The organism is Pseudomonas sp. R1-43-08, assembly GCF_003852255.1.
Taxonomy (GTDB): Bacteria; Pseudomonadota; Gammaproteobacteria; order Pseudomonadales; family Pseudomonadaceae; genus Aquipseudomonas.
In genome coordinates this window covers 3,140,433-3,164,434 of record NZ_CP027734.1, presented here as the reverse complement: position 1 = coordinate 3,164,434, position 24,002 = coordinate 3,140,433, and the positions used below count along the sequence as shown (strand labels likewise).

General features: G+C 61.8%; 26 protein-coding genes and 1 pseudogene. 13 read left to right on the top strand and 14 right to left on the bottom strand.

The genetic code is table 11. The annotated features are described in order from the left end of the window. The first annotated feature begins 5 nt into the window (after positions 1 to 5). Together dapF and C4J87_RS14405 are read left to right on the top strand one after the other, a co-directional pair. A complete protein-coding gene (dapF, locus tag C4J87_RS14415) occupies positions 6 to 821 on the top strand; it encodes a diaminopimelate epimerase (RefSeq protein WP_124363201.1) in 816 nt (271 codons plus the stop codon). 154 nt (positions 822 to 975) lie between these two features. Beyond that, positions 976 to 2,181, top strand: coding sequence for a YgcG family protein (locus C4J87_RS14405; RefSeq protein ID WP_124367335.1), 1,206 nt, complete (start codon positions 976 to 978; stop codon positions 2,179 to 2,181). A 190-nt stretch (positions 2,182 to 2,371) separates the two neighbouring features. On the opposite strand, the gene C4J87_RS14400 is transcribed toward C4J87_RS14405, so the two are convergent. Further along, positions 2,372 to 3,787, bottom strand: coding sequence for a cytosine permease (locus tag C4J87_RS14400; RefSeq protein ID WP_124363198.1), 1,416 nt, complete (start codon positions 3,785 to 3,787; stop codon positions 2,372 to 2,374). 250 nt (positions 3,788 to 4,037) lie between these two features. Here C4J87_RS14400 and C4J87_RS14395 point away from each other — a divergent pair, with 250 nt between their 5' ends. Further along, positions 4,038 to 4,949 carry a LysR substrate-binding domain-containing protein gene (locus tag C4J87_RS14395; protein WP_124367334.1) on the top strand — a complete coding sequence of 304 codons (912 nt, stop codon included), beginning with the start codon at positions 4,038 to 4,040 and terminating at the stop codon, positions 4,947 to 4,949. A gap of 119 nt (positions 4,950 to 5,068) precedes the next feature. On the opposite strand, the gene argE is transcribed toward C4J87_RS14395, so the two are convergent. From argE to C4J87_RS14370, 5 genes are all read right to left on the bottom strand, one after another. Further along, entirely contained in the window at positions 5,069 to 6,214 is a 1,146-nt protein-coding gene (gene argE / locus C4J87_RS14390) for an acetylornithine deacetylase (protein WP_124367333.1), read from the bottom strand. Beyond that, positions 6,211 to 6,888, bottom strand: coding sequence for a DUF1028 domain-containing protein (locus C4J87_RS14385; RefSeq protein WP_124367332.1), 678 nt, complete (start codon positions 6,886 to 6,888; stop codon positions 6,211 to 6,213). Before C4J87_RS14385 ends, argE begins: the two co-directional genes overlap by 4 nt. A gap of 11 nt (positions 6,889 to 6,899) precedes the next feature. Further along, positions 6,900 to 7,310, bottom strand: a complete 411-nt coding sequence (locus C4J87_RS14380) for a RidA family protein (RefSeq protein ID WP_063030874.1) — start codon at positions 7,308 to 7,310, stop codon at positions 6,900 to 6,902. 22 nt (positions 7,311 to 7,332) lie between these two features. Next, complete coding sequence (locus C4J87_RS14375; RefSeq protein ID WP_124367331.1) at positions 7,333 to 8,622, bottom strand: NAD(P)/FAD-dependent oxidoreductase; 1,290 nt, start codon at positions 8,620 to 8,622, stop codon at positions 7,333 to 7,335. Positions 8,623 to 8,743: 121 nt separating this feature from the next. After that, positions 8,744 to 9,346 carry a response regulator transcription factor gene (locus C4J87_RS14370; RefSeq protein WP_124367330.1) on the bottom strand — a complete coding sequence of 201 codons (603 nt, stop codon included), beginning with the start codon at positions 9,344 to 9,346 and terminating at the stop codon, positions 8,744 to 8,746. 84 nt (positions 9,347 to 9,430) lie between these two features. Here C4J87_RS14370 and C4J87_RS14365 point away from each other — a divergent pair, with 84 nt between their 5' ends. Next, positions 9,431 to 11,044 (top strand): hybrid sensor histidine kinase/response regulator, encoded by a 1,614-nt coding sequence (locus C4J87_RS14365; protein WP_124367329.1) that lies wholly within the window; start codon positions 9,431 to 9,433, stop codon positions 11,042 to 11,044. Here C4J87_RS14365 and C4J87_RS14360 read toward each other — a convergent pair. The 5 genes and pseudogenes from C4J87_RS14360 to C4J87_RS14340 all read right to left on the bottom strand — a co-directional run bounded on the left by C4J87_RS14360 (position 11,034) and on the right by C4J87_RS14340 (position 14,070). Then, the gene (locus C4J87_RS14360) at positions 11,034 to 11,369 is read right to left on the bottom strand and encodes a hypothetical protein (RefSeq protein ID WP_124367328.1); all 336 of its coding nucleotides are present in this window, start codon (positions 11,367 to 11,369) and stop codon (positions 11,034 to 11,036) included. The genes C4J87_RS14365 and C4J87_RS14360 overlap by 11 nt on opposite strands. 417 nt (positions 11,370 to 11,786) lie before the next feature. Next, positions 11,787 to 12,134, bottom strand: a pseudogene (locus tag C4J87_RS26725) (hypothetical protein); the annotation flags it as partial. After that, complete coding sequence (locus C4J87_RS14350) at positions 12,124 to 12,606, bottom strand: copper chaperone PCu(A)C (protein WP_124367327.1); 483 nt, start codon at positions 12,604 to 12,606, stop codon at positions 12,124 to 12,126. The pseudogene C4J87_RS26725 and the gene C4J87_RS14350, both read right to left, overlap by 11 nt. Beyond that, entirely contained in the window at positions 12,606 to 13,214 is a 609-nt protein-coding gene (locus C4J87_RS14345) for an SCO family protein (RefSeq protein WP_124367326.1), read from the bottom strand. The genes C4J87_RS14350 and C4J87_RS14345 overlap by 1 nt, the downstream gene beginning before the upstream one ends. A 379-nt stretch (positions 13,215 to 13,593) precedes the next feature. Continuing rightward, complete coding sequence (locus C4J87_RS14340) at positions 13,594 to 14,070, bottom strand: hemerythrin domain-containing protein (RefSeq protein WP_124367325.1); 477 nt, start codon at positions 14,068 to 14,070, stop codon at positions 13,594 to 13,596. A 279-nt stretch (positions 14,071 to 14,349) separates the two neighbouring features. Between C4J87_RS14340 and C4J87_RS14335 the strand changes: the two genes are divergently transcribed. Next, positions 14,350 to 14,556 (top strand): hypothetical protein, encoded by a 207-nt coding sequence (locus C4J87_RS14335; protein ID WP_124363189.1) that lies wholly within the window; start codon positions 14,350 to 14,352, stop codon positions 14,554 to 14,556. A 63-nt stretch (positions 14,557 to 14,619) separates the two neighbouring features. Here C4J87_RS14335 and C4J87_RS14330 read toward each other — a convergent pair whose 3' ends face one another. Both C4J87_RS14330 and C4J87_RS14325 read right to left on the bottom strand, forming a co-directional pair. After that, positions 14,620 to 15,180 carry a type 1 glutamine amidotransferase domain-containing protein gene (locus C4J87_RS14330; RefSeq protein ID WP_124367324.1) on the bottom strand — a complete coding sequence of 187 codons (561 nt, stop codon included), beginning with the start codon at positions 15,178 to 15,180 and terminating at the stop codon, positions 14,620 to 14,622. A 30-nt stretch (positions 15,181 to 15,210) separates the two neighbouring features. Then, entirely contained in the window at positions 15,211 to 15,714 is a 504-nt protein-coding gene (locus tag C4J87_RS14325; RefSeq protein ID WP_124363187.1) for a DUF4142 domain-containing protein, read from the bottom strand. Positions 15,715 to 15,910: 196 nt separating this feature from the next. On the opposite strand from C4J87_RS14325, the gene C4J87_RS14320 reads away from it, so the two are divergent. From C4J87_RS14320 to C4J87_RS14305, 4 genes are all read left to right on the top strand, one after another. Further along, positions 15,911 to 16,120 (top strand): hypothetical protein, encoded by a 210-nt coding sequence (locus C4J87_RS14320; RefSeq protein WP_124367323.1) that lies wholly within the window; start codon positions 15,911 to 15,913, stop codon positions 16,118 to 16,120. A 2-nt stretch (positions 16,121 to 16,122) separates the two neighbouring features. After that, positions 16,123 to 16,554, top strand: a complete 432-nt coding sequence (locus tag C4J87_RS14315) for a DNA methylase (protein WP_124367322.1) — start codon at positions 16,123 to 16,125, stop codon at positions 16,552 to 16,554. Then, a complete protein-coding gene (locus C4J87_RS14310; RefSeq protein ID WP_124367321.1) occupies positions 16,551 to 17,288 on the top strand; it encodes a DUF72 domain-containing protein in 738 nt (245 codons plus the stop codon). The genes C4J87_RS14315 and C4J87_RS14310 overlap by 4 nt, the downstream gene beginning before the upstream one ends. 100 nt (positions 17,289 to 17,388) lie before the next feature. Beyond that, positions 17,389 to 18,546: an alpha-hydroxy acid oxidase gene (locus C4J87_RS14305; RefSeq protein ID WP_124367320.1), complete on the top strand. Its 1,158-nt coding sequence runs from the start codon at positions 17,389 to 17,391 to the stop codon at positions 18,544 to 18,546. A gap of 194 nt (positions 18,547 to 18,740) precedes the next feature. Here the strand turns inward: C4J87_RS14305 and C4J87_RS14300 are convergent, their stop codons facing one another. Continuing rightward, a complete protein-coding gene (locus C4J87_RS14300; RefSeq protein WP_124363182.1) occupies positions 18,741 to 19,667 on the bottom strand; it encodes an alpha/beta hydrolase in 927 nt (308 codons plus the stop codon). A 182-nt stretch (positions 19,668 to 19,849) separates the two neighbouring features. On the opposite strand from C4J87_RS14300, the gene C4J87_RS14295 reads away from it, so the two are divergent. The 4 genes from C4J87_RS14295 to C4J87_RS14280 all read left to right on the top strand — a co-directional run bounded on the left by C4J87_RS14295 (position 19,850) and on the right by C4J87_RS14280 (position 23,880). After that, on the top strand, positions 19,850 to 20,437 hold the full coding sequence (locus tag C4J87_RS14295) for an NUDIX domain-containing protein (protein ID WP_124367319.1): 588 nt from the start codon (positions 19,850 to 19,852) through the stop codon (positions 20,435 to 20,437). A gap of 788 nt (positions 20,438 to 21,225) precedes the next feature. Further along, the gene (gene lexA / locus C4J87_RS14290; protein WP_124367318.1) at positions 21,226 to 21,843 is read left to right on the top strand and encodes a transcriptional repressor LexA; all 618 of its coding nucleotides are present in this window, start codon (positions 21,226 to 21,228) and stop codon (positions 21,841 to 21,843) included. Beyond that, on the top strand, positions 21,843 to 22,457 hold the full coding sequence (imuA, locus tag C4J87_RS14285) for a translesion DNA synthesis-associated protein ImuA (RefSeq protein ID WP_124367317.1): 615 nt from the start codon (positions 21,843 to 21,845) through the stop codon (positions 22,455 to 22,457). The genes lexA and imuA overlap by 1 nt, the downstream gene beginning before the upstream one ends. Positions 22,458 to 22,464: 7 nt before the next feature. Continuing rightward, positions 22,465 to 23,880, top strand: coding sequence for a DNA polymerase Y family protein (locus tag C4J87_RS14280; RefSeq protein ID WP_124367316.1), 1,416 nt, complete (start codon positions 22,465 to 22,467; stop codon positions 23,878 to 23,880). Positions 23,881 to 24,002: the final 122 nt, after the last annotated feature.

The window sequence follows — 24,002 nt, the reverse complement described above, 5'->3', positions numbered from 1 at the left end:
CGTTCATGACCTTGCCCTTCGTGAAAATGCACGCCCACGGCGACGACTTCATCATCATCGACCGCCGTGGCCAGGATAACCCTATCACGGCGCAGATCGCCCGGCGCCTGGGCGACCGGCACACCGGCATCGGTTTCAATCAACTCGCGGTCATGCTCGACTGTGACGACGCCGCCGCCCGCATTCAGTTCTGGAACTGCGACGGCACGCCGCTGCAAACCTGTGGCAGCGCCACACGAGGCGTGGCCGACCGCCTGATGCATGAGGCCGGCACCCATGCCGTGGTGCTGCGTACCGACCGTGGGTTACTCACCTGCGTGCGCGTGGACGGGCAGCGTGTGTCGGTGGACATGGGCGAACCTTCGTTGGCGTGGGAGGCGGTGCCGCTGGCGCGGGCGATGGACACCCGCGTGCTGCCCATCGACGGTGAGCCGGCCGCCTGCGGCATGGGCAATCCGCACTGTACGTTCTTCGTGGAAGACATCGCTGCGGTGGATGTCGAAGCGGTGGGCCCGGCCCTGGAATATCACCCGCTGTTCCCGGCCAGGACCAATGTGCATTTCGTGCAGGTGCTCGAGCGTAACCGTATCCGCCTGCGGATCTGGGAGCGTGGCGGCGGCGTACCGCTGGGTTCCGGGTCATGTTGCTGCGCGGCGGTGGTCAATGGCGTTCGACGCGGGCTGCTGGATGACAAAGTGGAGGTCGAATGCGATGGCGGAACCCTGACGGTGCAATGGGACGGGCAGGGCGGGGTGGTATTGACGGGCAGCGTCGAGCCGATCATGCAGGGTGCGGCGTACCTGCCTGGAACGTCACGCTGAACGTGGTGCCGCGCGTCGCGCAGGAGTTCACCGCCACATCGCCGCCATGCACCCTGGCCAGTTCGCACGTTAGAGAGTCGCTGGCCCTGGGTCGCGTTTGCGCGTAGATAAGGTAAAGTCGGCGCCTTCAGGAAGAAACTTCAGGTAACAATACATGATGCTGATGCTGCGGCAATCCGTCTTGAGTTTGCTGGCCCTGGTGTTTGCCAGTCTGTGGAGCACCGCCCAGGCCGACACGTTGCCCATCGGCGTTGCGCTGGATAAGCGGGTCATAGACCTGACAAACACCCTCGACGCGGGCAGCGTCTTGCGCCTCAAGCAGCAACTGGCTGACCTTGAGCAGCGCAAAGGCGCGCAGCTCGCGGTATTGCTGGTGCCCAGCACCGGCGACACCGGCATCGAAGACTACGCCAACCAACTGTTCCGCGCCTGGAAGCTGGGGCGCAAGGACGTCGACGACGGCATCCTGCTGGTGGTGGCCAAGGCTGACCGCACCGTGCGCATTGAAGTGGGCTATGGCCTGGAAGGCACCGTCACCGACCTGCTGGCCCATCGCATCATCGAAGAGCGCATCACCCCGGCATTTCGCCAGGGCGACTTTGCCGGCGGCGTTCAACAGGGTGTGGACGCCCTGACCGTGCTGGTGGACGGCGGCGACCTGCCCAAAGTGGCCGGGCCTGGGATCAATCCACAAATCATCGCGGTACTGGCGGCGTTTGTCCTGGGCGGCCTCATTGGGGCGCTGCTCGCCGCCGGCAAGGTGCATTGGCGCAAGGCCTTGATCGTCACCGTGGCGGCCACGTTATTGCTGGCGCTGCTGGGCGGTGGTCGGGAATGGCCGATGTTTCTGTTCGTAATGCCGCTGACCCTGTTGATTGGCGGCGCCACCTTCGGCGCGTTGTGGCAGCTACGGCCGCTGTTTTACGGCGTGGTCGGGCTGCTGGTCTACAGCGCCGCGTTGGGGGTGGCGGACCAGTATGTGGACGTCAGTTTTATCCATTGGCTGGCGTGGCCGCTGGCTGCGTTGGTGGTGCTGGGGTTGTATCTGCTGCTGTTGATGATCATGAGGCACACCTGGAGGACCAGCCGCACAGGCTTTGTCGTGCGGCTGCTGGCGGCGGTCGCGGTCTATGGGGTGGCCGGGTGGATGCTGGATGACGGTCGCGACGGTTGGCTGCTGGCGTTTCCTATTGCGTCGTTCGTGGCGCTGATTATTTTCGGCAAGATCGGCGAGGGTTCGGGCTCGGGGTCTGGCGGTGGGTCGGGTTCGAGTTCCAGCGGTTCAAGTTCCAGTTCCAGTAGCAGCTCGTCCGGTGGTGGAGGTTCCAGTGGCGGTGGTGGGGCGTCGGGGAGTTGGTAGCGCGCCGCTGAGGTGGCTGCCAGGTCTGCCTGATGTATGAAGATTCAATGTGGGAGGGGGCTTGCTCCCGATAGCGGTAGGTCATTCATTCCACCAGTGACTGATCCACCGCTATCGGGAGCAAGCCCCCTCCCACAGTTTTGACCGAGTTCGCCATACTAACTTTGCCAAGGCGCACCATGCGCTTGTATCAGACCCCAGCCGCCAACTTGCCCCCCTCCATCCGGCGCTTATACGCACTGTCCCGACTCGCCAACCAGAAGTACAACGGCGACGTCACCACCAACCCCACCACCCAGGACAGATCCGCGCCGTTGATGTGTTCGGAAATCGGCCCGACGTACAGCGGCGTATTCATGAACGGAATCTGCACCGCGATCCCCACCGCATACGCCAGCAGCGCCTGTGGGTTGTACTTGCCGTAGATCCCGCCATCCACGCGAAAGATCGAGGCGATGTCATATTGGCCTTTGTGGATCGCGTAGAAGTCGATCAGGTTGATCGCCGTCCACGGCACCAGGACCACCAGCAGCACCAGCACCATGTCGACGAAGTGGCCGATGAAGTCCTTGGAGGCGAATACCGCCGCAATCGCGCAGGCGGCCAGCACCACCACCGAGATCACCGCGCGGCTTTTCGCCGTAGGGATCCAGCGGTAGGCGAAGGTCTGCACCAGGGTGATGATCGACAGCACCGCGCCGTACAGGTTGAGGGCGTTGTGGCTGATCACGCTGAGCAGGAACAGCACCAGCATCAGCGGGCCAATGGCGCCGGTGGCGAGTTTGACGGCGTCCATGGTGTCCATGCCCACGGGGGTGGCGAGCACGGCGACGGCGCCGAAGATGAAGGCCAGGCTCGAACCCAGCGCGGAGCCCAGGTAGGTGGTCCAGAAGGTGGACGCGACGGGCACATCGGCGGGCAGGTAGCGGGAATAATCCGAAACATACGGCGCAAAGGCGATCTGCCACAGCGCGGCGAGGGAAACGGTGGCCAGCCAACCGGAAATGTTGAAGCTGCCGCGGGTCAGGAAATCCGTGGTCTGCACATGGGTGAAGATGTAGCCGAAGCCCAGCACGATGCCGGCGCCAAGTACCCAGGTGCCGATGCGGTTGAGCACATGAATGAAGCGATAGCCGATGATGCCGATGATGCCCGAACCAATGGCGCCGATCACGATGCCGACGGGCACCGGCACCGCATCGACCACGCCATGCAGGGATTTGCCGGCCAGCACGATGTTGGAGGCGAAGAAGCCGATGTACATCACGCCGGCAATCACCACCACCAGCAACGCGCCGAGGGAGCCGAACTGGGCACGGCTCTGGATCATTTGCGGAATGCCCATTTGCGGGCCCTGGGCCGAGTGCAGTGCCATCAACACACCGCCGACCAGATGGCCGACCAGAATGGCAACGATGCCCCATACCAGGTTGAGGTGGAACAACTGCACCCCCAATGCGCCGGTGACGATCGGCAGCGGCGCGATGTTGCCGCCGAACCACAGGGTGAACAGGTCTCTTACCTTTCCATGGCGATCTTCCGGGGGCACGTATCCAATCGTGTGTTTTTCGATAAGCGGGGCGGAGGATGTTGCAGTGGTAACCATGACGAGCTCCAAGGCAAGGTGAGTACGTGGACGTACTTCGCTGTGCGCAGCAACGGCGGCGCTTTGTTGTTGGAGTGATCATCTGCAATGGGCACGGGGAGGTAAATTAGTAAGTTTGTTGCTATAGACCTTAAAAAAAGTATCTCGCGGCAGTTTTTGCTCCGGTATGTTGCATGGGCTTGAATCGATGAAAAAAGCCGGATTTTCTTGCACGTTCTTGGGGCGAAAACCCCCGTTTTCGGAGGCCCCGATGGCTGCCTACAACCTGCGCCAACTCAGATATTTCGTCACCACCGCCGAATGCGGCAGCGTCGCCGAGGCGTCGCGCAAGCTGTATATCGCCCAGCCGTCTGTGTCCACTGCCATCAAGCAGTTGGAAGACAGTTTTGGTGTGCAGTTGTTTATCCGCCATCACGCCCAGGGTGTGTCGCTGACCCCCAGCGGCGCGCGGTTTTATCGCAAGGCGCTGGAGCTGCTGCGAGTGGCCCATGAGTTCGAACAGAACGCCTTGGCCGACAATGATGTGGTGGCCGGGCAGATCGATATCGGCTGCTTTGAAACCGTGGCGCCGTTGTACCTGCCGCGCCTGATCGCCGGGTTCAAGACACGCTGGCCGGGGGTGGAAATCCGCCTGCGTGACGGTGAGCAACAGGAGTTGGTGCAGGCGCTGACGGCGGGCACCATCGATGTGGCGATGCTGTTCGAGCACGACCTGGGCGGCGCCATCGAAACCACGCCCTTGATGCCGCCGCAGCAGCCATACGCGTTGTTGCCGGCCGATCACCGTTTTGCACGGCAGGCCAAGGTGTCGTTGGTCGACCTGGTGCTGGAGCCGATGATTCTGCTGGACGTGCTGCCGAGCCGGACTTACTTCGTGAGCATCTTTGATGAGCGTGGGTTGACGCCGAATATCGTGTTCAGCTCGCCGTCGATCGAGATGGTGCGAGGCATGGTGGGGCGCGGGTTCGGGTTTTCGATCCTGGTGACCAAGCCGTTCAGCGAGTACACCTATGATGGGCAGAAGGTGGTGTGTATCCCGCTGGTGGAAACCGTCACTGGCTCGGGGTTGTCGGCGGTGTGGCTCAAGCGCGCCCCGCTGACCAAACCGGTGCAACTGTTCGTTGATTACTGCCGCGAAGAGCTGGCGCGATTGCTCGGCTGAACACAGAGCCCAATGTGGGAGGGGGCTTGCTCCCGATTACGGTGGGTCACCTACAGATAAGTTGACTGATACACCGCAATCGGGGGCAAGCCCCCTCCCACATTTGATTTGTGGTGTATTCAGAGGCGGATCGAATTCAGCATCCGCTGTAACAGGGCATCACACCCTGCCAGCTGCTCCACGCTCACAAACTCATCCGGCTTGTGCCCCTGGTCCATGCTGCCAGGCCCGCACACCACCGTGGGAATACCCGCTGCATCAAACAGCCCACCCTCAGTGCCAAACGCCACGGTGCCAAACGCACTGGAGCCGCAAAACGACGCAATCAATTGCGCGGCCTGGCTGTGCTCATCGGTGACCAAGCCCGGGTAGGCGGACAACTCGGTGAACCGGATCGAACTCTGCTTGCTCACGGCCTGCATGCGCGGCAGTACTTGCTGCATGGCGTAGGTGTGCAGTTCGTGCGCCACTTCACCCGGATCCATCGAGGGCAGGGCGCGTACTTCGAAATCAAACCGGCAGTCGGCGGGCACGATATTCAGGGCCTTGCCGCCGCTGATCACGCCGGTTTGCACGGTGCTGAACGGCGGATCGAAGCGAGGGTCCTGGTGTGCACGCAAGCGTTGGCCAATGCGCCCCAGTTCGCCGATCAACTCGGCGGCGTGCTCGATCGCATTCACGCCGGACGGTGCATACGCCGAGTGGCACGCCTCGCCCTGTACATCGCAGCGCATCGCCAGCTTGCCCTTGTGGCCGAGCACCGGTTTGAGCTCAGTCGGTTCGCCAATAATGCACAGCATCGGCTTCACCGGACGTTGCGCCAACACGTCGAGCAGCGAGCGTACCCCGAGGCAGCCGACTTCTTCGTCGTAAGACAGGGCGATGTGTACCGGCAGGCGCAACCGCGCCTCGACCAACTCCGGCACCAGCGCCAGCACGCAGGCGATGTAGCCTTTCATGTCGGCGGTGCCACGGCCGTACAGCTTGCCGTCACGCTCGGTCAGTTGAAACGGCGGCAGCGTCCAGGGCTGTCCATCCACCGGCACCACATCGGTATGCCCCGACAACACAATGCCGGGTAACTCCACCGGGCCGACGCTGGCAAACAGGTTAGCCTTGCTGCGCGACGCGTTGTAGATCAGCTCGCTGGCAACGCCGAACCCCTCCAGGTAGTCGCGCACGAACGCGATCAACTGCAGGTTGGACTCGCGGCTGGTGGTATCGAACCCCACCAGCGTCTGCAACAACTCGCGGCTGCGACTCATCGCTCGTCTCCGGCCACGCCATAGCCTGGGGAGCGATCCGGGGCAAGGGCGCGGTCGATGTAGTCCTGCACTTGCGGACGGTAGGCGTCCCACAGTGTTTGCAATTGACCGATGGGGGCTTCATCGGCCCAGTCCACGCGCAGGTTGATGATCGGCCAGGTCAGCTCACCCACCACCACCAGCGCGGCGGAATGCACCGGTCCGGCTTCGCCACCGGCGCCGATGGCGGCATGCATTGCCGCGAGCAAGCGGTCCGCCAACTGGCCTTCGCCGTGTTCGAAGGCGCTGACCATCGCCTCGATCACCCCTCGGTCGGCGAGCATATTCCCCGCCGCCACGCATTGCTCGCCCGACACGGCATTGTGGGTGCCGAGGGTTTCGCTGCCGCTGAAATGCACGCTGCGGCCCAGGTGATCAATTGCGGTCAGCTGGCGGTATTGGCTGTAGCCGTTGCGCGTCAGGGCTGTGTCGACGGCATCCGCCGGCGTGAGGCCTTGCTCCAGGCAGTCGAGCACTTGCGGGCCAAGGGCCGGCAGCGTGATGTTCTGGGTGGCGACCGCACCTACACCCGGCCGCAGCCATGGGCAACGCGCGCCCACGGCGATGCTCGAGGAGCTGATGGCGATGCCCAGCTGGCCGGTCTCCGCGCAGCGACCCACGATTGAAAAGGTCATGGCTAGTCTCCTTACTCTGGAATAACCGCGATCACATCGATTTCCATCAGCCACTGCGGCTGGCCCAGCGCTGAAACCACCAGCCCGGTGGAGATCGGGAACACGCCCTTGAGCCACTTGCCGACTTCTTGATACACCGGTTCGCGGTAGCGCGGGTCGATCAGGTAGGTGGTGGTCTTGACGATATGCGACAGATCGGAGCCCGCTTCCTCAAGCAGTTGCTTGACGTTGCGCATGGCTTGTTCGGCCTGGGCACGCGGGTCGCCCAGGCCGATCAGGTTGCCGTCGAAATCGGTGCCCACCTGGCCGCGCACATACACGGTATTACCGGCACGTACGGCTTGGCACAGGTCGTTGTCCAGGCTTTGGTTGGGGTAGGTTTCTTTGGTGTTGAACATGCGGATGCGAGTATGAGTAGGCATCAAAAAAACTCCGGCAAAGGGATCAGGCGCTGACAGGGGAGGGGCGAGCCACTGGGGCGGCTTCGCGGTACTCAAGGTATTGACGCTGAATGGCGATATGGTCGGCCACGTACTTGGCGTCGTGCCACACACCCCAGATAAACGACGAGCCACGGCGCGACTGCCACGGCAACCCCAGGAAATAAATCCCGGCTTCGCTGGCTACGCCGCGCTGGTGCCGGGGCTTGCCGGCTGCGTCGAATGCGTCCACCTTGAGCCAGCTGTAGTCCACGGCAAACCCGGTGGCCCAGATAATCGAAGTGATGCCGGCCTGGGCAAGGTCAAGTTCCAGGATCGGATGCTTGATGCAGTCGGCATCCGGGAATACGCGGCGGGCGTCGGGCTCAAGCGGCAGGTCGAGGCCGTTGCGCTCTATGTATGCATCGGCCGCATCCAGCAGGGCCAGGTAGTTCTCATCGCCACGGGCCAGATTCTCTGCCAGGTTCGGTTGGAACGTGGCGACGCTGCCGTTAAACGCTTGGGTGAGGCCGACCAGGGTCATGCCTTGCTGGGCCAGTTCCCGAAAGTCGATGGTCTTGCCGCCGTGGGCGCCGCTCACCGCGATGGTCACGTGCTCGCGGCCGGGTTTCATCGCGGCCTGGTCCCACTCGCCCAGCACCCCCAGCCACCAGCAGAAATCCCGGTTGCGATAAGCCCGAGGCGGACGGTCATGGGCGCCGACCGACAGGTACACCTGACGACCGGAACGTTGCAGTTCATCGGCGATTTGCACGCCGGAAGAGCCCGCACCCACCACCAGCACGGCGCCCGCCGGCAGTTGCGCCGGGTTGCGATAATCGGCGGAATGCAGCTGATGCAGCGCGGTATCTGTCGGCGCAATCGCCGGAATCACCGGCTTCTGAAACGGCCCGGTGGCGGCCACCACGCGGTTGGCTTCGATCACGCCTTGGCTGGTGTGTACGGTAAAGCCTGGACGGCCTTCATTGCGCACCACCGACGTCACCTCCACGCCCGTACGAATCGGCGCATTGAACTTGCGCGCATAGGCTTCAAAGTAGTCCGCCACGCGCTCCTTCGGCGCAAAGCCATCGGGGGCCACATCATCGAATTCCAGGCCGGGAAAACGGTCATGCCAGGCCGGCCCGTTGGCCACCAGTGAATCCCAGCGCCCGGTGCGCCAGCGCTCGGCGATACGACTGCGCTCCAGCACCAGGTGCGGCACGCCGTGCTTGCTCAAATGCTCGCTCATGGCCACGCCGGCCTGGCCGGCGCCAACCACCAGGGTGTCGGTTTTTGTTATTGATTCAGTCATGTGTCTGTCCTTGCGTCATGCAGTTGGATTCAACGTGGGCATGGCTTCAAGGCTAGGGGGAGGGTGGTTTTTAATAAAATATTATTAAGCTTGGGAGTGAGCATAAATATCGGATGCAGCGTCAGAGTTCGCCGTAATATTTCACCGCCGCCGCAGCCCGCGACGGCACCTTCAAACTGCGCAGCAACGACGACACATGAATGCGCACGGTAAACGGCGAGATCGCCAGGGCCTTGGCGATTTCCTTGTTGGTCTTGCCCTCGGCGATCAGGCGCAGCACTTCTCGCTGGCGGGCGGTAAGCGTGTGGATATCGAGGGGCAACAGGCCCGAGGGGGCGAACTTGACCAAAACTTCACCTTCACGGATCGCCAACAGCGCCTGGCCGATCTCGTCGGGGGCGATGTTCTTGCCGATAAAACCGTCGACGCCCAGGTTCATCACCTGTTCGATCAGCGCCGGGTCATCCACCATCGACACGACCACCAGCGTGGTGCGCCGCAGTTGTCGGCGCAGGTCGGCGAGCTGGCTCATGCAGGTCAGGCCGGGGAAGCGCAGGTCGAGGATCAGCGTGTCGATGTCGTTGGGGTCAAGCAGTAATCCATGCACGTCATCCAGGGTGCCGGCTTCCTGTACCACGGCCTCGGGTAGCAGGCGCTGTACGGTGCGCGCCATGCCTTCGCGAAACATCGGATGGTCGTCGGCGATGATGATCCTGTCGGTCATGGTGGGCTCCTTCCTGGGGCATGGCTGTGCTGAGGCATGTTACTTTACCACCGCGCCCGCAAAGGGCATGTCAAGGATATGACTATGAGTCTTGAGACCAACTCCGAACTCGACCAGGCCAACCTGCGCATCATGGTGGCCGCGATCGCCATTGTGTATATCGGCGTGCTGGGTTTTTTGCCCGGGCATTCGCTGGACACCTATCTGCCGGTAATTCTGTACATTTTCGTGTTCTTGCTCGCGTCCATCGCTCTGCGCCAGGTGATTGCGCGCTGGCCAGGGCATTACCCTGCGCGGCGGATTTTCGGCATGCTGCATGATTACACTGGCACCTCATTCGGCCTGGTCGTGGGTGGTGAAGCGGCGTTGCCGCTGTATGCGGTGATGGTGTGGGTCAACTTGGGCAATGGCATGCGTTACGGCTCGCGTTACCTGGCGATTGCCACCGGGCTGGCGTTGCTGGCGCTGCTGGTGGTGTACCGGCTTACGCCGTGGTGGCAGGCGCAGCCGTTCATGGTGCTGATGCTGATGATCACCAGCACGGTGATCCCGGTCTACGCGCACATACTGTTGGAGCGCACGCGCAAGGCCTCCGAAGAAGCCATCGCCGCCAACCTGGAAAAATCCCGCTTCCTGGCCCAGGCCAGTCATGACCTGCGTCAGCCGATCCACTCCATCGGCCTGTTCACCGCCTGCCTGCGCGAAGCCCGGCTGGGCGATGAAGAGCGGCGATTGGTGGACAATATCGACCGTTCGTTGCTCAACGTGTCGCAGCTGTTCCGCTCGATTCTTGACCTCTACACCCTCGATAACGCTCGGCTCCTGCCCAAGTACCAGGTGATCGATCTGGGGGAGTTCCTCTCCGACCTGGTGCGCCAGAACGCCGAGGCGGCGCGCTGGGCCGGGGTGCACTTGCAGCTGCGTCCGTGCGCGCACTGGGTGCAGGTGGATCCGGCGTTGTTGGCGACCATGGTGCAAAACGTGCTGTCCAATTGCTTCAAATACGGTGCGCAACGGCCGGTGTTGATCGGTGTGCGCAGGCGTGGCGGTGGTTTGGCGGTGGAGATTCATGACCGTGGGCGGGGAATTGCCGAGGAGCATCTGTCAAAGGTCTTCGAAGAATTTTATCGGGTGCGCCACGTGCGCGACAAAGACGTGGAAGGCGTGGGCCTGGGGCTGTCGATCGTCAAGCGCCTGGGACGCTTGATGGACCTGCAGGTAAGTCTGCGCTCGCGGGTGGGACATGGCACTTCGGTCAGCCTGTACGGCCTGACGCCAGTCTCCGCGCCACGTCAGCCGGCACCGCGCGATGAGGCGCGCCAGGCTGGGCTGCTGACGGGTTTGAAAGTCTGTCTGGTGGAAGATGACCACAACGTATTGCTCGCTACCCAGGCCTTGCTGGAGCGCTGGGGCTGCCAGGTGCAGGCAGAGTCATCAGGGCATGACCTGGTCAGCGACTGCGACATCATCGTCGCTGACTACGACCTGGGCAATCATGCTACCGGCATCGAATGCATCGACCATCTGCGCCGGCAACGCGGTTGGGCGGTGCCGGCGCTGATCCTCACCGGGCACGACGTGGAGAAAATCCAGGCCGCGTTGCACGATCGTCAGATCGCGATCCTGTCCAAACCGGTACGACCTGCGCAATTGCGCGGCACCCTGCGTGAGCTCAGTCGGGAACAAATTACTGCATAAATGGGGTCAGCGCGTTGCCACGTGCCCCTTTGGGTTGGCAGAAAGCGGCAGGCTTTATCAGGCCAAAGCTGCCGACTGCATGCAGTGCGCCACCCACGCCGGTTGAGAGCACGCAGTTATAGTCACCGGACGCGGTGCTCGCGATGTAATAGGTTGTCATGGAGTCGCTGCGCACATTGGCAATACGCTTCACGGGTTCACCCAAGTTGGTCTCCGACAGCGTCTTGAGATGGTCTTCGGTGGGTTTGATATTGCTGCAACCGGCGACGCCGATGATCAGTGCGCCAAGCAGGGCGAGACGAGTAACGGGGGAATGGAGTTTCATGGTGCTTCTTCCTTGGGTTGTTATGGTTTTTCCAATGCGCAACGGCGCCTCACGCGCTGAATGCGTGGTGTTGGTTGGGCGTTGGAAGTGCTGAGGAATATAGCGCTGGGGGAGGAGTGGGTCGATTAGCACAAATGGGCTAATGGCAGTTTGAATCCTGGAGAAGGGGAGCGCTGTGCTGGAGATAAAACGAGCCACACCAGACGAGCTCGGCTGACGCAGAGCGTCACGCGCTGCATTCCCACGCGGTGAGCTTTTATAGAGCGTGCGGGTATGTGGGGCATGAGCAGGCGGTGTATCGCTCGCCAGCGGGACTGGTGTTGGCGTGTGTGCCGATGGTGAAAAAGCTTGCGCAGAATTCCAGTGCGGCAGGCGACCAAAGCGAGTGCCTGGTTACGTAATCGCCTGCTCCGTCGATCACCGTATAGCCCTGATCGTTCCCATGCTCTGCGTGGGAATGCCTTCCGGGACGCTCTGCGTCCTGCCAGCCACTGCGCTCAGGTGACGCAGAGCGTCACGGGCTGCATTCCCACGCGGGAGCGTGGGAACGATCTTTACAAACAGCGTCAGTTCAGCCCCATCGGTCAGGGTTTTGGCCTGTGCTTGCGAGCCGAAATTGTGCAGTATGCGATAGCGTTCATCCTGCCAGAAGGCTTGCTCTACCCAGTCATAGACAGGGATGAAATGAAAGTGCAGCGCGAATCCAGGCATATGCCCGTAGCGGCTGATATACAGCCACGGCCGGGTTCGAGCCTCAATGCATCTTGCTGTGGTCCATCTGGCTGTGGTCCATCCCGTCAACACCCCGCGCAGCAGCCTTCACTTCAATGCTTTGCTCAGCGCCCTTGGCATCTTTTACCGTAAGGGTCAGCGGCACCTGGTCGCCTTCCTTGATCTGGCCGGTCAGGCCCATCAGCATGACGTGGTAGCCATTCGGGTCGAGCGTGACGGCTTTGCCGGCGGGCAGCGCCACCGAGTCCACCGGGCCCATGCGCATTACGTCGTCCTTCATGCTCATTTCATGGATCTGCACGTCCTTGGCCACGGGCGACGCCAAGCGCAGCAACTGGCTGTCGCTGTCGGCGGTGACGGTCATGAACGCGCCGCTGGAGGGCTGGCCCGGCACGGTGGCGCGGACCCAGGCGTCGGTCACTTGCACCTGGGCGCTGGCGTGGGCGGCGAGGCCGAGCAGGGTGAGGCCGAGGGTGAGACGCTTGAGGTGTTGAACGGCAGTCATTAGCAGACCTCCATGACGGTGAGCAGGTCTTCTGCGCACTCTTTAGCGGTAAGGGACGCCTGCAAGCCAAGGCGCAGGTTGCCACGGGTGTCGAACACGAAGCTGGTGGCGGTGTGGGACAGGGTGTAGGTGTCGCCGGCGGGGATCTTTTCATAAAAGATCCCGAACTCCTTGGCGGCCACGGCGATTTCCTGCGAGGTGCCGTAGAGGGCTTCAAAGCTTGGGTCGAAGGCCTTGACGTATTTGTCGAGAATCTCGGGGGTGTCGCGCTCGGGGTCCAGGGTGATGAACACCACTTGCATGATTTCACCGTCGCGGCCCATCAGCTTCTTGGCCTGGGCGGCGCGTGCCAGGGTGGTCGGGCAGACCGCCGGGCATTGGGTAAAGCCGAAGAACACCACGGGCATCAGGCCACGGTACGAGCTGAGGGTGACGGTTTCGCCGGCGGTATTCTTGAGCTTGAAAGTGCGCCCCATGATCTTGTCACTGAGGTCCTTGCCGTACTTGAAATTCAGCTTGGGGCTGTAGTCACAGCCGCCCAGCAGGCTGCCCAGGCCTAACAGGCCCATGCCGGTCAGCACTTTGCGACGGGTGAATAACGTACTCATCAACGGTGCGTCCTGTGAAACGCCTGAATGGCTGTGCAGCGGCCCACCCGGCTTTGAAAAGGAGTAACGAGAAGGGTGCAGAGTCTACCAACCTTGGCCACCGCGCGTAATCTGCGACGTTCTGCCACAGGGCAGCATTGCGCTGCGTCCTTTTGCGGGTTCGGTGGTAGCGGCGGCGCATGAAAAGGGGCGTCTCGGTTTCCGATAAAGGGTTGGCTGACCGGTGTTCCAGTAACATCCCGAACTACTTTGCCTGCTCGAGTGCAGCGCCGTTACCGTCGCGATCATATTCATGATTTTTCAGTTGCGATGGAACGCGACAGGGCCTGTGAGCAGGCCTGTCGCTACCGCAAATCAGGGAAGGGTTTGAAAACAGGGATCATGCGGCCAATGGCTTACTCGCCAGAGATTTCTTGTGAGTTGCTTTCATCGCTTCCATTTCCGCACCCAGCTCGTCCAGCTTCGCCTTGCCCAGCAGTTTCTTGGCCTGGGGAAACATCTCGGTTTCTTCTTCTTCGATATGGTGTTCCAGCAGCTCCTTGACCACTTTGACGCGGCCGGAAAACTCGGTGGAAGACGGATCGGTCTGCTTCAGGTCAGGCAGCACCAGTGAATCGACAGTGCGGTGCTCTTCCTTGGCTTCGTGGTACATGATGTCCTGTTCCTTGCCGCCGGCTTCCCTGAAAGCCGGGTAGAGGATTTCTTCTTCCAGCTTGGTATGCAGGGTAATTTCCATCTCCAGCTTGGCCAGCAACTCGGTGCGTTTTTTCACCCCGCGCTCGGTGGATTCGCTCAGTTGGGTCAGCAGGGTCTTGACGCGTTCATGGTCGGCTTTGAGAAGGTCGATGGCATTCATGTGGAACCTCACGGGTAGTCGTCGGGCATGTCGAAACGCACGCCTCGTGAGTCAGAAGATTGCATTACGCGTACCAACTTTTACGCAAAATAAATTGTCTTAAAAATCATATATATAGCGTCAAGCTAGCGTTTCGCTGTCGTGCAGCTTGCATGATCGGTCGTTGCCGGGATTGCACAACGCACATTTACCGCGTCGGCCCAGCTTCCGGTTGAAAAAATCCAATGGAACCCTTGGCGCTTCTGCTTGACCTAAGCCTTAGACCTCAGGAGGTGAAGCATGGAAATAAACTATATCTGGATCGTACTGGCGGTGATTCTGCTGCTCTTGGAACTGTGGGCGATCAATATCGTATTGCGCAGCACTGGGGGCTGGGAAACCAAGGGGTTGTGGGTGGTGGTGCTGGTCTTCGTACCGCTGCTGGGGCTGATCGCCTGGGCGATGTTCGGGCCCAAGCGTGAGATGGCGCAAGAGCGCAAAAACTAACAGCATTCAGCGATAAAAAAACAGGCGCCCCATGGGGCGCCTGTTTTGGTTGCGGCCTGAAGATCAGCTCGCGACTGCCTTGGCAATCGCTTCATTGAACGCCGGCAGATCGTCCGGCGTTCGCGAGGTGATCAAGGTCCAGCCATTGGCTTTGCATTCCTGCACCTGGGCATCGACCACGCCGGCGGCACCGGCGTTTTCCAGATCGATACGCACGCTTTTATACGCGGTGAGGGTCTTGCCTTTGACCACGCCGGCGTCGATCAACGCCCACGGGCCGTGGCAGATCGCCGCGATGGTCTTGCCGGCCTGGGCGAACTCATTGATCAAGCGCAGCGCAGCGGCGTCCTGGCGCAGGGTGTCGGCATTCACGGTGCCGCCGGGAATGACCAGCGCATCGAAGTTGCCGCCGACCACGTCCGACAGTTGCACGTCGGATTCCACGGTCTGGTCCTTTTCCGTATCGCCGACAAAGGTCTGGGTGGTGCCGCCTTTGCTGGAAGCGTGCGTTACCGTCGCGCCGTAGCTACGCAGGGTTTGCAGGGGCTTGAGCAGTTCGTCACGCTCGATGCCGGTGTTGGAGGTGATGACGAGGATGTGCTTGCCGTTGAGTTGCGAACTCATGGTCGAGTGTCTCCTTGGGTCATGGAAGGATTAATGGGCGTGTTTGGCTTGCAGCTCCTTGGCCATTTTCAGGTGTGCTTCCAGGGTTGGCAGAGTCTTGGTGGCGAAGGCCTTCAACTCGGCATTGTCCGAGGACTCAGCTTCCTTCTTGAACAGGTCGACGGTTTTTTGATGGGCGTCGACTTGGTTGTTGGCGTACGCCTTGTCGAACGATTCATCGCGCATTTCCAGGATGGCTTTCTTCGCCTTGTCGGTCAGGGCGGCGTCATCCGGTACTTCGATGTCGAGTTTTTTCGCCAGGGCCATCAGTTCCTGATTGGCCTTGGTGTGGTCAGTAATCATATGTTGGGCAAAAGTTTTCACGTCTGCCGAGCTGCTTTTTTCCAGGGCCAGCTTGCCGGCTTCCACTTCGGTGATACCACCCTCGGCGGCATTGTCGACAAAGTCGTTGGACGTGGCGGCCATCGCGGTGGAAATCGAGCCCGCAACCAGCGCGAATGTCAGGCCCATTTGTTTCATCAGTCGAGTCGTCATGGTGTCTCTCCTTGGGAAATGGCGTGATGCCGTTACATCAGTGTTGAGCCGCGCCCTGCGCAAAAGGTTTAAATTTTTTTTGCGTGAATTGACCCAACGGCCAAGCGGGCAATTTCCTTGAACTAATCCAAATTCCCAAGGTTCTGCTGCATAGGGCCGCCGCTGTGGGCGGCCGCCATTGCCAGGAGATAGCACTGTGACCGATCACGCGCCCGCCGATAAAACCCCCGCACCCATCAGTTCCGAAGACGCGCAAAAAGGCCATGCCGACGGCGCCAAGGGGCAGACCCTGGAACGTCCGAACCCCAAGACCGAAACTATCGACAAGGTTGTGACGCCAACCTCGATCAAGGATATCGAGCGCCAGACGGATGCGATCAACGAGAAGCTCAGCAAGGGGCAGTGAGCATGGCCCGTTCCATCAGCGCGGCCGAGTTGGGCATCGCGCTCAAGCCTGACGATGACAGCAGCCTGTTCAAGTGGTTTATCGCCAGTTTCCTGATGGGCAAGCGCATTCAGGCGCCCATTGCCGCGCAAGCCTACAAGGTGATCGTTGAAGAGGAGGGCCGCGACACCCCGCGCAAATTGCAGCACTGCACATCGCGGGAGCTGGTGGCGATGTTGGGGCGCGCGCATTACGTGCGCTACGACGAAACCACGGCGCAACGCCTGTTGGACCTGAGTGCGAAGCTCAACGCCGAGTACAGCGGCAAGATCACCCGCATGCTCGAGGCCAGCGATAACCGCCAGGCGTTCGAAAAACGCTTGGGTGAGTTCGAGGGTGTCGGCCCCAAGACCATCGAGATTTTCATGCGCGATGCCGCCACGGTGTTGTTTTGACAGCACCTCTGTATGTGGGCTGCGCCGGCTGGAGCTTGCCTCGCGAGCATTGGCCGGCGTTCGCTGAGCAGGGCACGCATTTACAGCGCTATGCCTCGCGTTTCAACGCGGTGGAAATCAACAGCTCGTTTTATCGGCCTCACCTGCCGAAAACCTACGAACGTTGGCGCGAGTCGGTGCCTGCGGGGTTCCGTTTTTCCGTCAAGGTGCCCAAGCGGATCACCCACGAACTGCGCTTGCAGCAGTGCGACACTGCCTTGGACGAGTTTCTCGCGCAATGCCTGCAACTGGACGAGAAACTGGGGTGCCTGTTGGTGCAGCTGCCGCCGTCCCTGAGGTATGAGCCTTTGGTTGCCGGCGCTTTTTTCGAGGCGCTGCGCCAACGGTTTGCCGGTACCGTGGTGCTGGAACCGCGCCATGCCAGTTGGCTCGCGGCTGGGGCTTTGTTGCAGTCGCTCGAAATCGGTTGGGTCAGCGCCGACCCTGCGGTGATCGCTGCCGGTGATGCCTGGCACGGCGTGCGTTATTGGCGTCTGCATGGCTCGCCGCGGATTTATCACAGCGCCTATGGGCACGAGCGGGTGCAGGCGTATGCGCGGTTGCTGCGCCAGTCGATTGAAGAGGGCATTCCCACCTGGTGCATTTTCGACAATACCGCCAGCGGCCATGCGGTCGCCGATGCCCTCGACCTGCTCGACGTCTACCCGCACCTCGACACTCGGCGAGGCTTATAAACGCAACGGCTGGTTAGCTGGGCGAGGGCCGGGTACTCTTTGTTTTCAGTGCAGTCTGTTCTCAGTTCAGTCTGTTCACAGTCCAGGGAGAGGTGACCCGATGTCGTTGATCACAACCATCGAAGACTTACGCAAGCTTGCGCAAAAACGTGTCCCGCGGATGTTCTACGACTACGCCGATTCCGGCTCCTGGACTGAGAGCACCTACCGGGCCAATGAAAGCGACTTTGCCCGGATCAAGTTCCGCCAACGCGTGGCACGCAATATCGATGAGCGTTCGATTCGCGCCAGTATGATCGGCCAGGACATGGCCATGCCGGTAGCCCTGGCACCCACCGGCCTGGCGGGCATGCAGCACGCCGATGGCGAGATTCTCACCGCTCGCGCCGCTGCGGCGTTTGGCCTGCGCTATACCTTGTCGACCATGAGCATCTGTTCACTGGAAGACATTGCCGAGCACGTCGGCCAGCCCTTCTGGTTCCAGTTGTATGTGATGCGCGACCGTGGGTTTATCGAGCGTTTGATCGAGCGGGCCAAGGCGGCTGGCGTTGATGCATTGGTGTTGACGCTGGACCTGCAGATCCTCGGGCAGCGCCACAAGGACTTGATCAACGGCCTGTCCGCGCCGCCCAGGCTGACCCTGCCGAACATCCTCAACATGATGACCAAGCCGCGTTGGGTGATGGGCATGCTGGGCACCCAGCGACGGGGCTTCGGCAATATCGTCGGGCATGTGACGGGGGTGGCCGATATGAGTTCGCTGTCGGCGTGGACCGCCCAGCAGTTCGACCCGCGCCTGAGCTGGGACGATGTGGAGTGGATCAAAAAGTGCTGGGGCGGCAAGCTGATCATCAAGGGCATCCTCGATGTGGAGGACGCGCGCCTGGCGGCCAATACCGGCGCCGATGCGTTGGTGGTCAGCAACCACGGCGGCCGCCAGCTGGATGGCGCGCCGTCGAGCATCAGCCAGCTGCCGGCGATTGTCGAGGCGGTGGGCAAGCGGATTGAAGTGTGGCTCGACGGGGGTATCCGCTCCGGCCAGGATGTACTCAAGGCCATGGCGCTGGGCGCCAAGGGCACCATGATCGGGCGCCCGCACCTGTATGGCTTGGGGGCGATGGGCGAAGCGGGCGTGACAAAAGCGCTCGAGATCATCGCCCGTGAGTTGGATGTGACGATGGCACTGTGTGGCTATAACGATATACGCGAGGTGAATCGCGAGATCTTGCTGCCTGGCACGTTTCCTGACGGCGCGTGATGCGCAAAAAAACCTGAAAAAGTAAAAAGAGTTGTCCACGAAAACCGTGGGTATCTCTGTGGATAACTTTGCAAGGGCCCGGCAGCGTTGGCGATTTAACCTGCGGTCAATATTTGATCAACTTTCAATGTGGGCCAATATGGCCAGGGTTTGCGCTTGACAGGCCTGAGCGAACCCAGTGCCGAAAAGCGCATTTATGAGTCACCCACGCGGCCTGTGGAGTGCGTGACCAGCGGTGAAGGCATGCTCGTTTGCATCAGCTTGTGCAGCGCCTGGCCATAATCGCGCCCGGCCAGGCTCATGCTGTTGTTATGACTGGCACCCGGCACCAGTAACAGCCGCTTGGGCTCCTGGGCGGCTTCAAATAATTGCTGGCTGAAACGCGGTGGCACGTAGCGGTCATCGAGGCCATGCACCACCAGCAAGGGCATATGGATATCGGCCATCTTGTCGATGGAGTCGAATTTCTGCGAGAGCAACCAGCGTACCGGCAACGAGGTATTGGCAACCGCCGTGGCAACATCTCCCAGGGAAGTGAACGTGGATTCGATCACCAGCCCGCGCACCGGCAGCGGTACCTGTTTGCTCAGCTCTGCGGCGAGGTCGATAGCCACTGCGCCACCCAGGGAATGCCCGTAGAGCAGGCGTTTGCCGGGGTCGGGTTGCAAGGTCTGGAAGCGCTCCCAGGCGATGCGTGCGTCTTCATACACCGTGGTTTCCGAAGGCAGGTCGCCCTGGCTTTTGCCAAAACCGCGATAGTCGATGGCCAACACCGAAAAGCCCATGGCGTGCAATTGTTCGATGCGAAACAGCTGGCCGGTGAGGTTCCAGCGTACGCCGTGCAAGTAGAGGATGGCGGGCGCATCTTTCTGCGCGGCCGGGTACCACCAGCCATGAATATTCTGGCCGGCTTTGAAAGCGGCGGGCTTGATATCGAACTCCTGTACGGCGTTGGGCAGCCCGGTGTACCAGCCTGCGGTGCCCGGCTCGATGCGAAATACCAGTTCGCGCTCCTTGTGTTGCAGCACGGCGCAGCCCACCGGCAGGCCGACGATCAACACGGCCATGCACAGCAGCGCCAGCCAGCGCAGGCCCCGGCGGGGCATAGAACGAGATGACATGAAGGTTCCATTACAAAGGGCGAAGCACGGGTTGTACCAGATGAGCCGGGAGGGGGAGAAATTAATGCGACGGCCGTGACCCAGGATTGCTTGCAAAGTGTTGCAGCGATGCAGCGGGGCGACCGGCTTGACGCTGCATGACCTGCACGCGATGCTCCGTTTCTTTGAGAAAAGGCCCGACCATGGACAACAGCCCCGTGCGCATCACCGCCGAAGAAACCCTTTCGGACAACTGGTACCTCCTGAAGAAATACAGCTTCGAGCTGCGCCGCCGTGACGGCAGTTGGCAAGCCCAGACCCGCGAGGTGTACGACCGGGGCAACGGTGCGACCATCCTGTTGTACAACCGCGAGCAGCGCACGGTGCTGTTGATCCGCCAGTTCCGCATGCCCACGTTTGTCAACGATTACGCCGGCTACCTGATCGAAGCGGCGGCCGGGTTGCTTGACAACGCCAGCCCCGAAGAGCGCATCCGCCTGGAGGCCGAGGAAGAAACCGGCTACCGCGTGGGGCATGTCGAGAAAATCTATGCGGCGTTCATGAGCCCAGGGTCGGTGACCGAACGGATTCACTTTTTTATTGGTGAATACCAGCCGGGCGACCGGGTTGGGGCTGGCGGCGGCCTGGCGGAGGAGGGCGAGGATATCGAAGTGCTGGAACTGGGGTTCGAGCAGGCGCTGGAGATGGTGGCCAGTGGGGAAATCGTGGATGGCAAGACCATCATGCTGCTGCAGCATTTGGAACTGCGCATGTTGAAAGAACGGTGGTAGCTCGATCGAGCATGAAGATCAAAAGGTGGGAGAGGGCTTGCTCCCGTGGCGGCCTATAGCTATCTGACTGATGCCGCGCGATCCAAATGTGGGAGGGGGCTTGCCCTAATGCCAGTCAGTTAAGCGTACACCGCCGTCTGTAGGAGCGAGCTTGCTCGCGAAAAACGTCAACGATAACGCGTGCTTTCTGAATGAACGCGGTGCCTGTGAGTTTTTCGCGAGCAAGGGCTAGCCGCCCGCCTCGTTCCTACAAAAAGCCTTAACTGACTGGCATTAGGGCTTGCCCCCGATGGCGGCCTGACAGCCGACCAGGATGTTGGATCAAGGCGAGTACATATCCGTTGCTGCGGTAACGGCGGCTTAGGGTTCCGCCCTTACGGCGTCTCACTTTTGAAAAGCGCAAAAGTAAGCAAAACGCTCTTGCCCCACCACTCGGCACCTCGCCTAGGCTCGGTGTGCCCGTAATCCGACAGTGATTTGGGGGGCCGCCGCCACGCGCCATCCATGGCGCGGGGCGGCTAAACCGGCATCCCTGCCGGTTTACCCCCCAAATCACTGTCGAATTGCGGCCAGCGTGGTTTAACGGGGCGCTTAAGATCAAGAGCAAGATCAAGAGCGACTCGCTTCGCATCGTGGTTACCGTAAGCTGTTACACAGTTGTGTAGATACCCATGGTCATCGAGGGCAAGTCGAATCGTCGCACCGCCCCTCCCACATTTGGACCGAGGTGTATCAGTGGGTCACCGCCGACTGACGGCTATTGTCAGAAATTTCCCACAAGAGTACAAATGTACTCCATGACGACCCTGACCCCCCGCCGTACCGCCATCCTGACCTTCATCCGCGAGCGCATCGCGCAGCAAGGTCAGCCTCCGAGCCTCGCCGAGATCGCCGAGGCGTTCGGCTTTGCCTCGCGCAGCGTCGCCCGCAAGCATGTGGTGGCCCTGACCGAAGCCGGCTTTATCGAGGTCAACCCCAACCAGGCCCGGGGTATTCGCCTGCTCAACCAACCGCCGCGCCCGGAATGGCTGGACATCCCGGTGCTCGGCCGTGTGGCCGCAGGTCTGCCCATCGGCGCGGATGCCGAAGTGCACAATCGCCTGCAGCTGGACCCCGCCACCTTCGCCAAGACCCCGGACTACCTGCTGCGCGTGCAGGGCGATTCGATGATCGAAGACGGCATTCTCGATGGTGACCTGGTGGGCGTGCGGCGCAGTGCCGAGGCCTTGAACGGGCAAATTGTGGTGGCGCGCCTGGACGGTGAAGTCACCATCAAGCGTTTCGAGCGCCATGGCGACAAGGTGCGCCTGCTGCCGCGCAACCCGGCGTATCAACCCATCGTGGTCGGGGTCGATCAGGACCTGGCCATCGAAGGGGTGTTCTGCGGCCTGGTGAGGCAAGGCTGATGGGCGCCGTGGTTGCCCTGGACTCGCTGTTCAATGGCGGGCGAGTCTGGAAGGGCCGGCCCGCCGCGCCACCGGCCAGTGTGTATCCCACCGGGCTTGCGGCGCTGGATGCGGTGCTGCCCAGCGGCGGCTGGCCGGAGGCGGCCTTGAGTGAAATCCTGATGGCCAAGGACGGTGTGGGCGAGCTGCAACTGGTGCTGCCGACTCTGGCGCGCTTGTCGGCGATGGGCGAACGTATTGTGCTGGTGGCACCGCCCTATACGCCGTATCCCCATGCCTGGCAGAACGCCGGGGTGGATGTGCGTCAGCTCGCGGTGATCCAGACCCAGGAGCGCGACGCGCTGTGGGCGGTGGAGCAATGCCTGCGCTCCGGCAGTTGTGGCGCGGTGTTGTGTTGGCCGCGCAAGGCCGATGACCGTGCCTTGCGCCGTTTGCAGGTGGCCGCGGAAACCGGGCAAACCCTGGCGTTTGCCTGGCGCGCCTTGAGTGAAGCGATCAACCCATCGCCGGCCGCTTTGCGCCTGGCGGTCGAGGCAAGGCCTGCGCAAGTGCGCGTGCTCAAATGCCGGGGCGGCCTGGCCCATCCGGCGCCGATTGCCCTGGCGGGGCATTGAGGTTGCCATGCGCTGGGTCTGTATTGTCTTCCCGCAATTGGCGCTGGACGGGGTGCTGCGGGCCCATCCCGAGCCCGACCAACCGCTGGCACTGCTGGCCGGTACGCCGCAGCGGCGCGTGCTGCAAACCGTCAATGCCGCCGCCCGCGCTCTGGGGTTGCGCCCCGGCCAGTCGCTGACGGCGGCGCATGCGCTGGCCAAAACCTTCGCCTGTGCCGAGTACGACCCGCTGGAAATCGAGCGTTGGCAGCAGTTTCTCGCCGCCTGGGCCTACCGCTTCAGTTCCCAGGTCAGCGTGTATTACCCACGCGCCTTGCTGTTCGAGATCGAGTCGAGCCTGGGCCTGTTCGGGCCCTGGCCGCAGTTCGAGGCGCGTTTGCGCAAAGAGTTGACCGAGCTGGGCTTCCGTCACCGCATCGTTGCCGCGCCCAACCCGGCGGCGGCACGGGTGTTGGCCAACCGTTACGATGGCCTGGCGGTGGCCGACGACAGCGCCTTGATGCAGGCCCTGGCGCCGTTGCCGGTCGACCGCGCCGGGATTGATCCGCAAGCCGCCACCGCGTTGTCGCGCATGGGCCTGCGCACCTTGGCCCAAGTGCAAGCGCTGCCCCGGCACACCCTGGCGCGGCGCTTTGACGCCAGCCTGCTCAAGCACCTCGACGCCCTGAGCGGGCAGCGGCCGTTGGCCCTGGGTTTCTATCAGCCGCCGGACCAGTTCGATGTCCGTATCGAGTTGAATTTCGATGTGCAATCCCACCAGGCGCTGCTGTTCCCCCTGCGCCGTCTGACCGCCGACCTGGCCGCCTTCCTGTGCGGGCGAGACAGCGGCGTGCAGCGTTTCGACCTGCACCTGGAACATGCCCAGGCAGCGGACAGTGTGATCAAGGTCGGCCTGCTGAGCGCCGAGCGCGAGCCTTCGATGCTGTTCGAACTGGCCCGGGGGCGATTGGAGCAGGTGCAAGTCACTGCACCGGTGCGCGGGTTTCGCCTGGTGGCCCAGGACTTGCCGGTATTCGTGCCGCAGCGCCAGGACCTGTTCGACGACCGCCCGCAACAGTCCCTGCCCTGGGAGCAATTGCGCGAACGCCTGCGCGCGCGCCTGGGCGATGAGGCGGTGCAGGGCCTGCGTTTTCACGCCGACCATCGCCCTGAATGCGCCTGGCAAGCCGTCGTCGACAACCACCCATGCCCGAGCTTGAACAAGGTCCGGCGCCCTGGCTGGTTGTTGAACCAACCGACCTTGCTGGCCGAGCAGGGCGTACAGATCCTGATGGGCCCGGAACGCATCGAATCCGGCTGGTGGGATGGCGCTGATATTCGCCGCGACTATTACCTCATCCAGACCCGCGCCGGTCAGCAAGGCTGGGCCTACCGCACGGTGGGGCAACAGGATGGCCTGTGGCTGCAAGGCTGGTTTGCATGAAAGCCCATAGGCCACCACCCCCTGTAGGAGCGAGCTTGCTCGCGAAAAACTCCAGGGCACCGCATTCATTCTGGTGTCCCGCGTTATCGTTAACCCCCTTCGCGAGCAAGCTCGCTCCTACA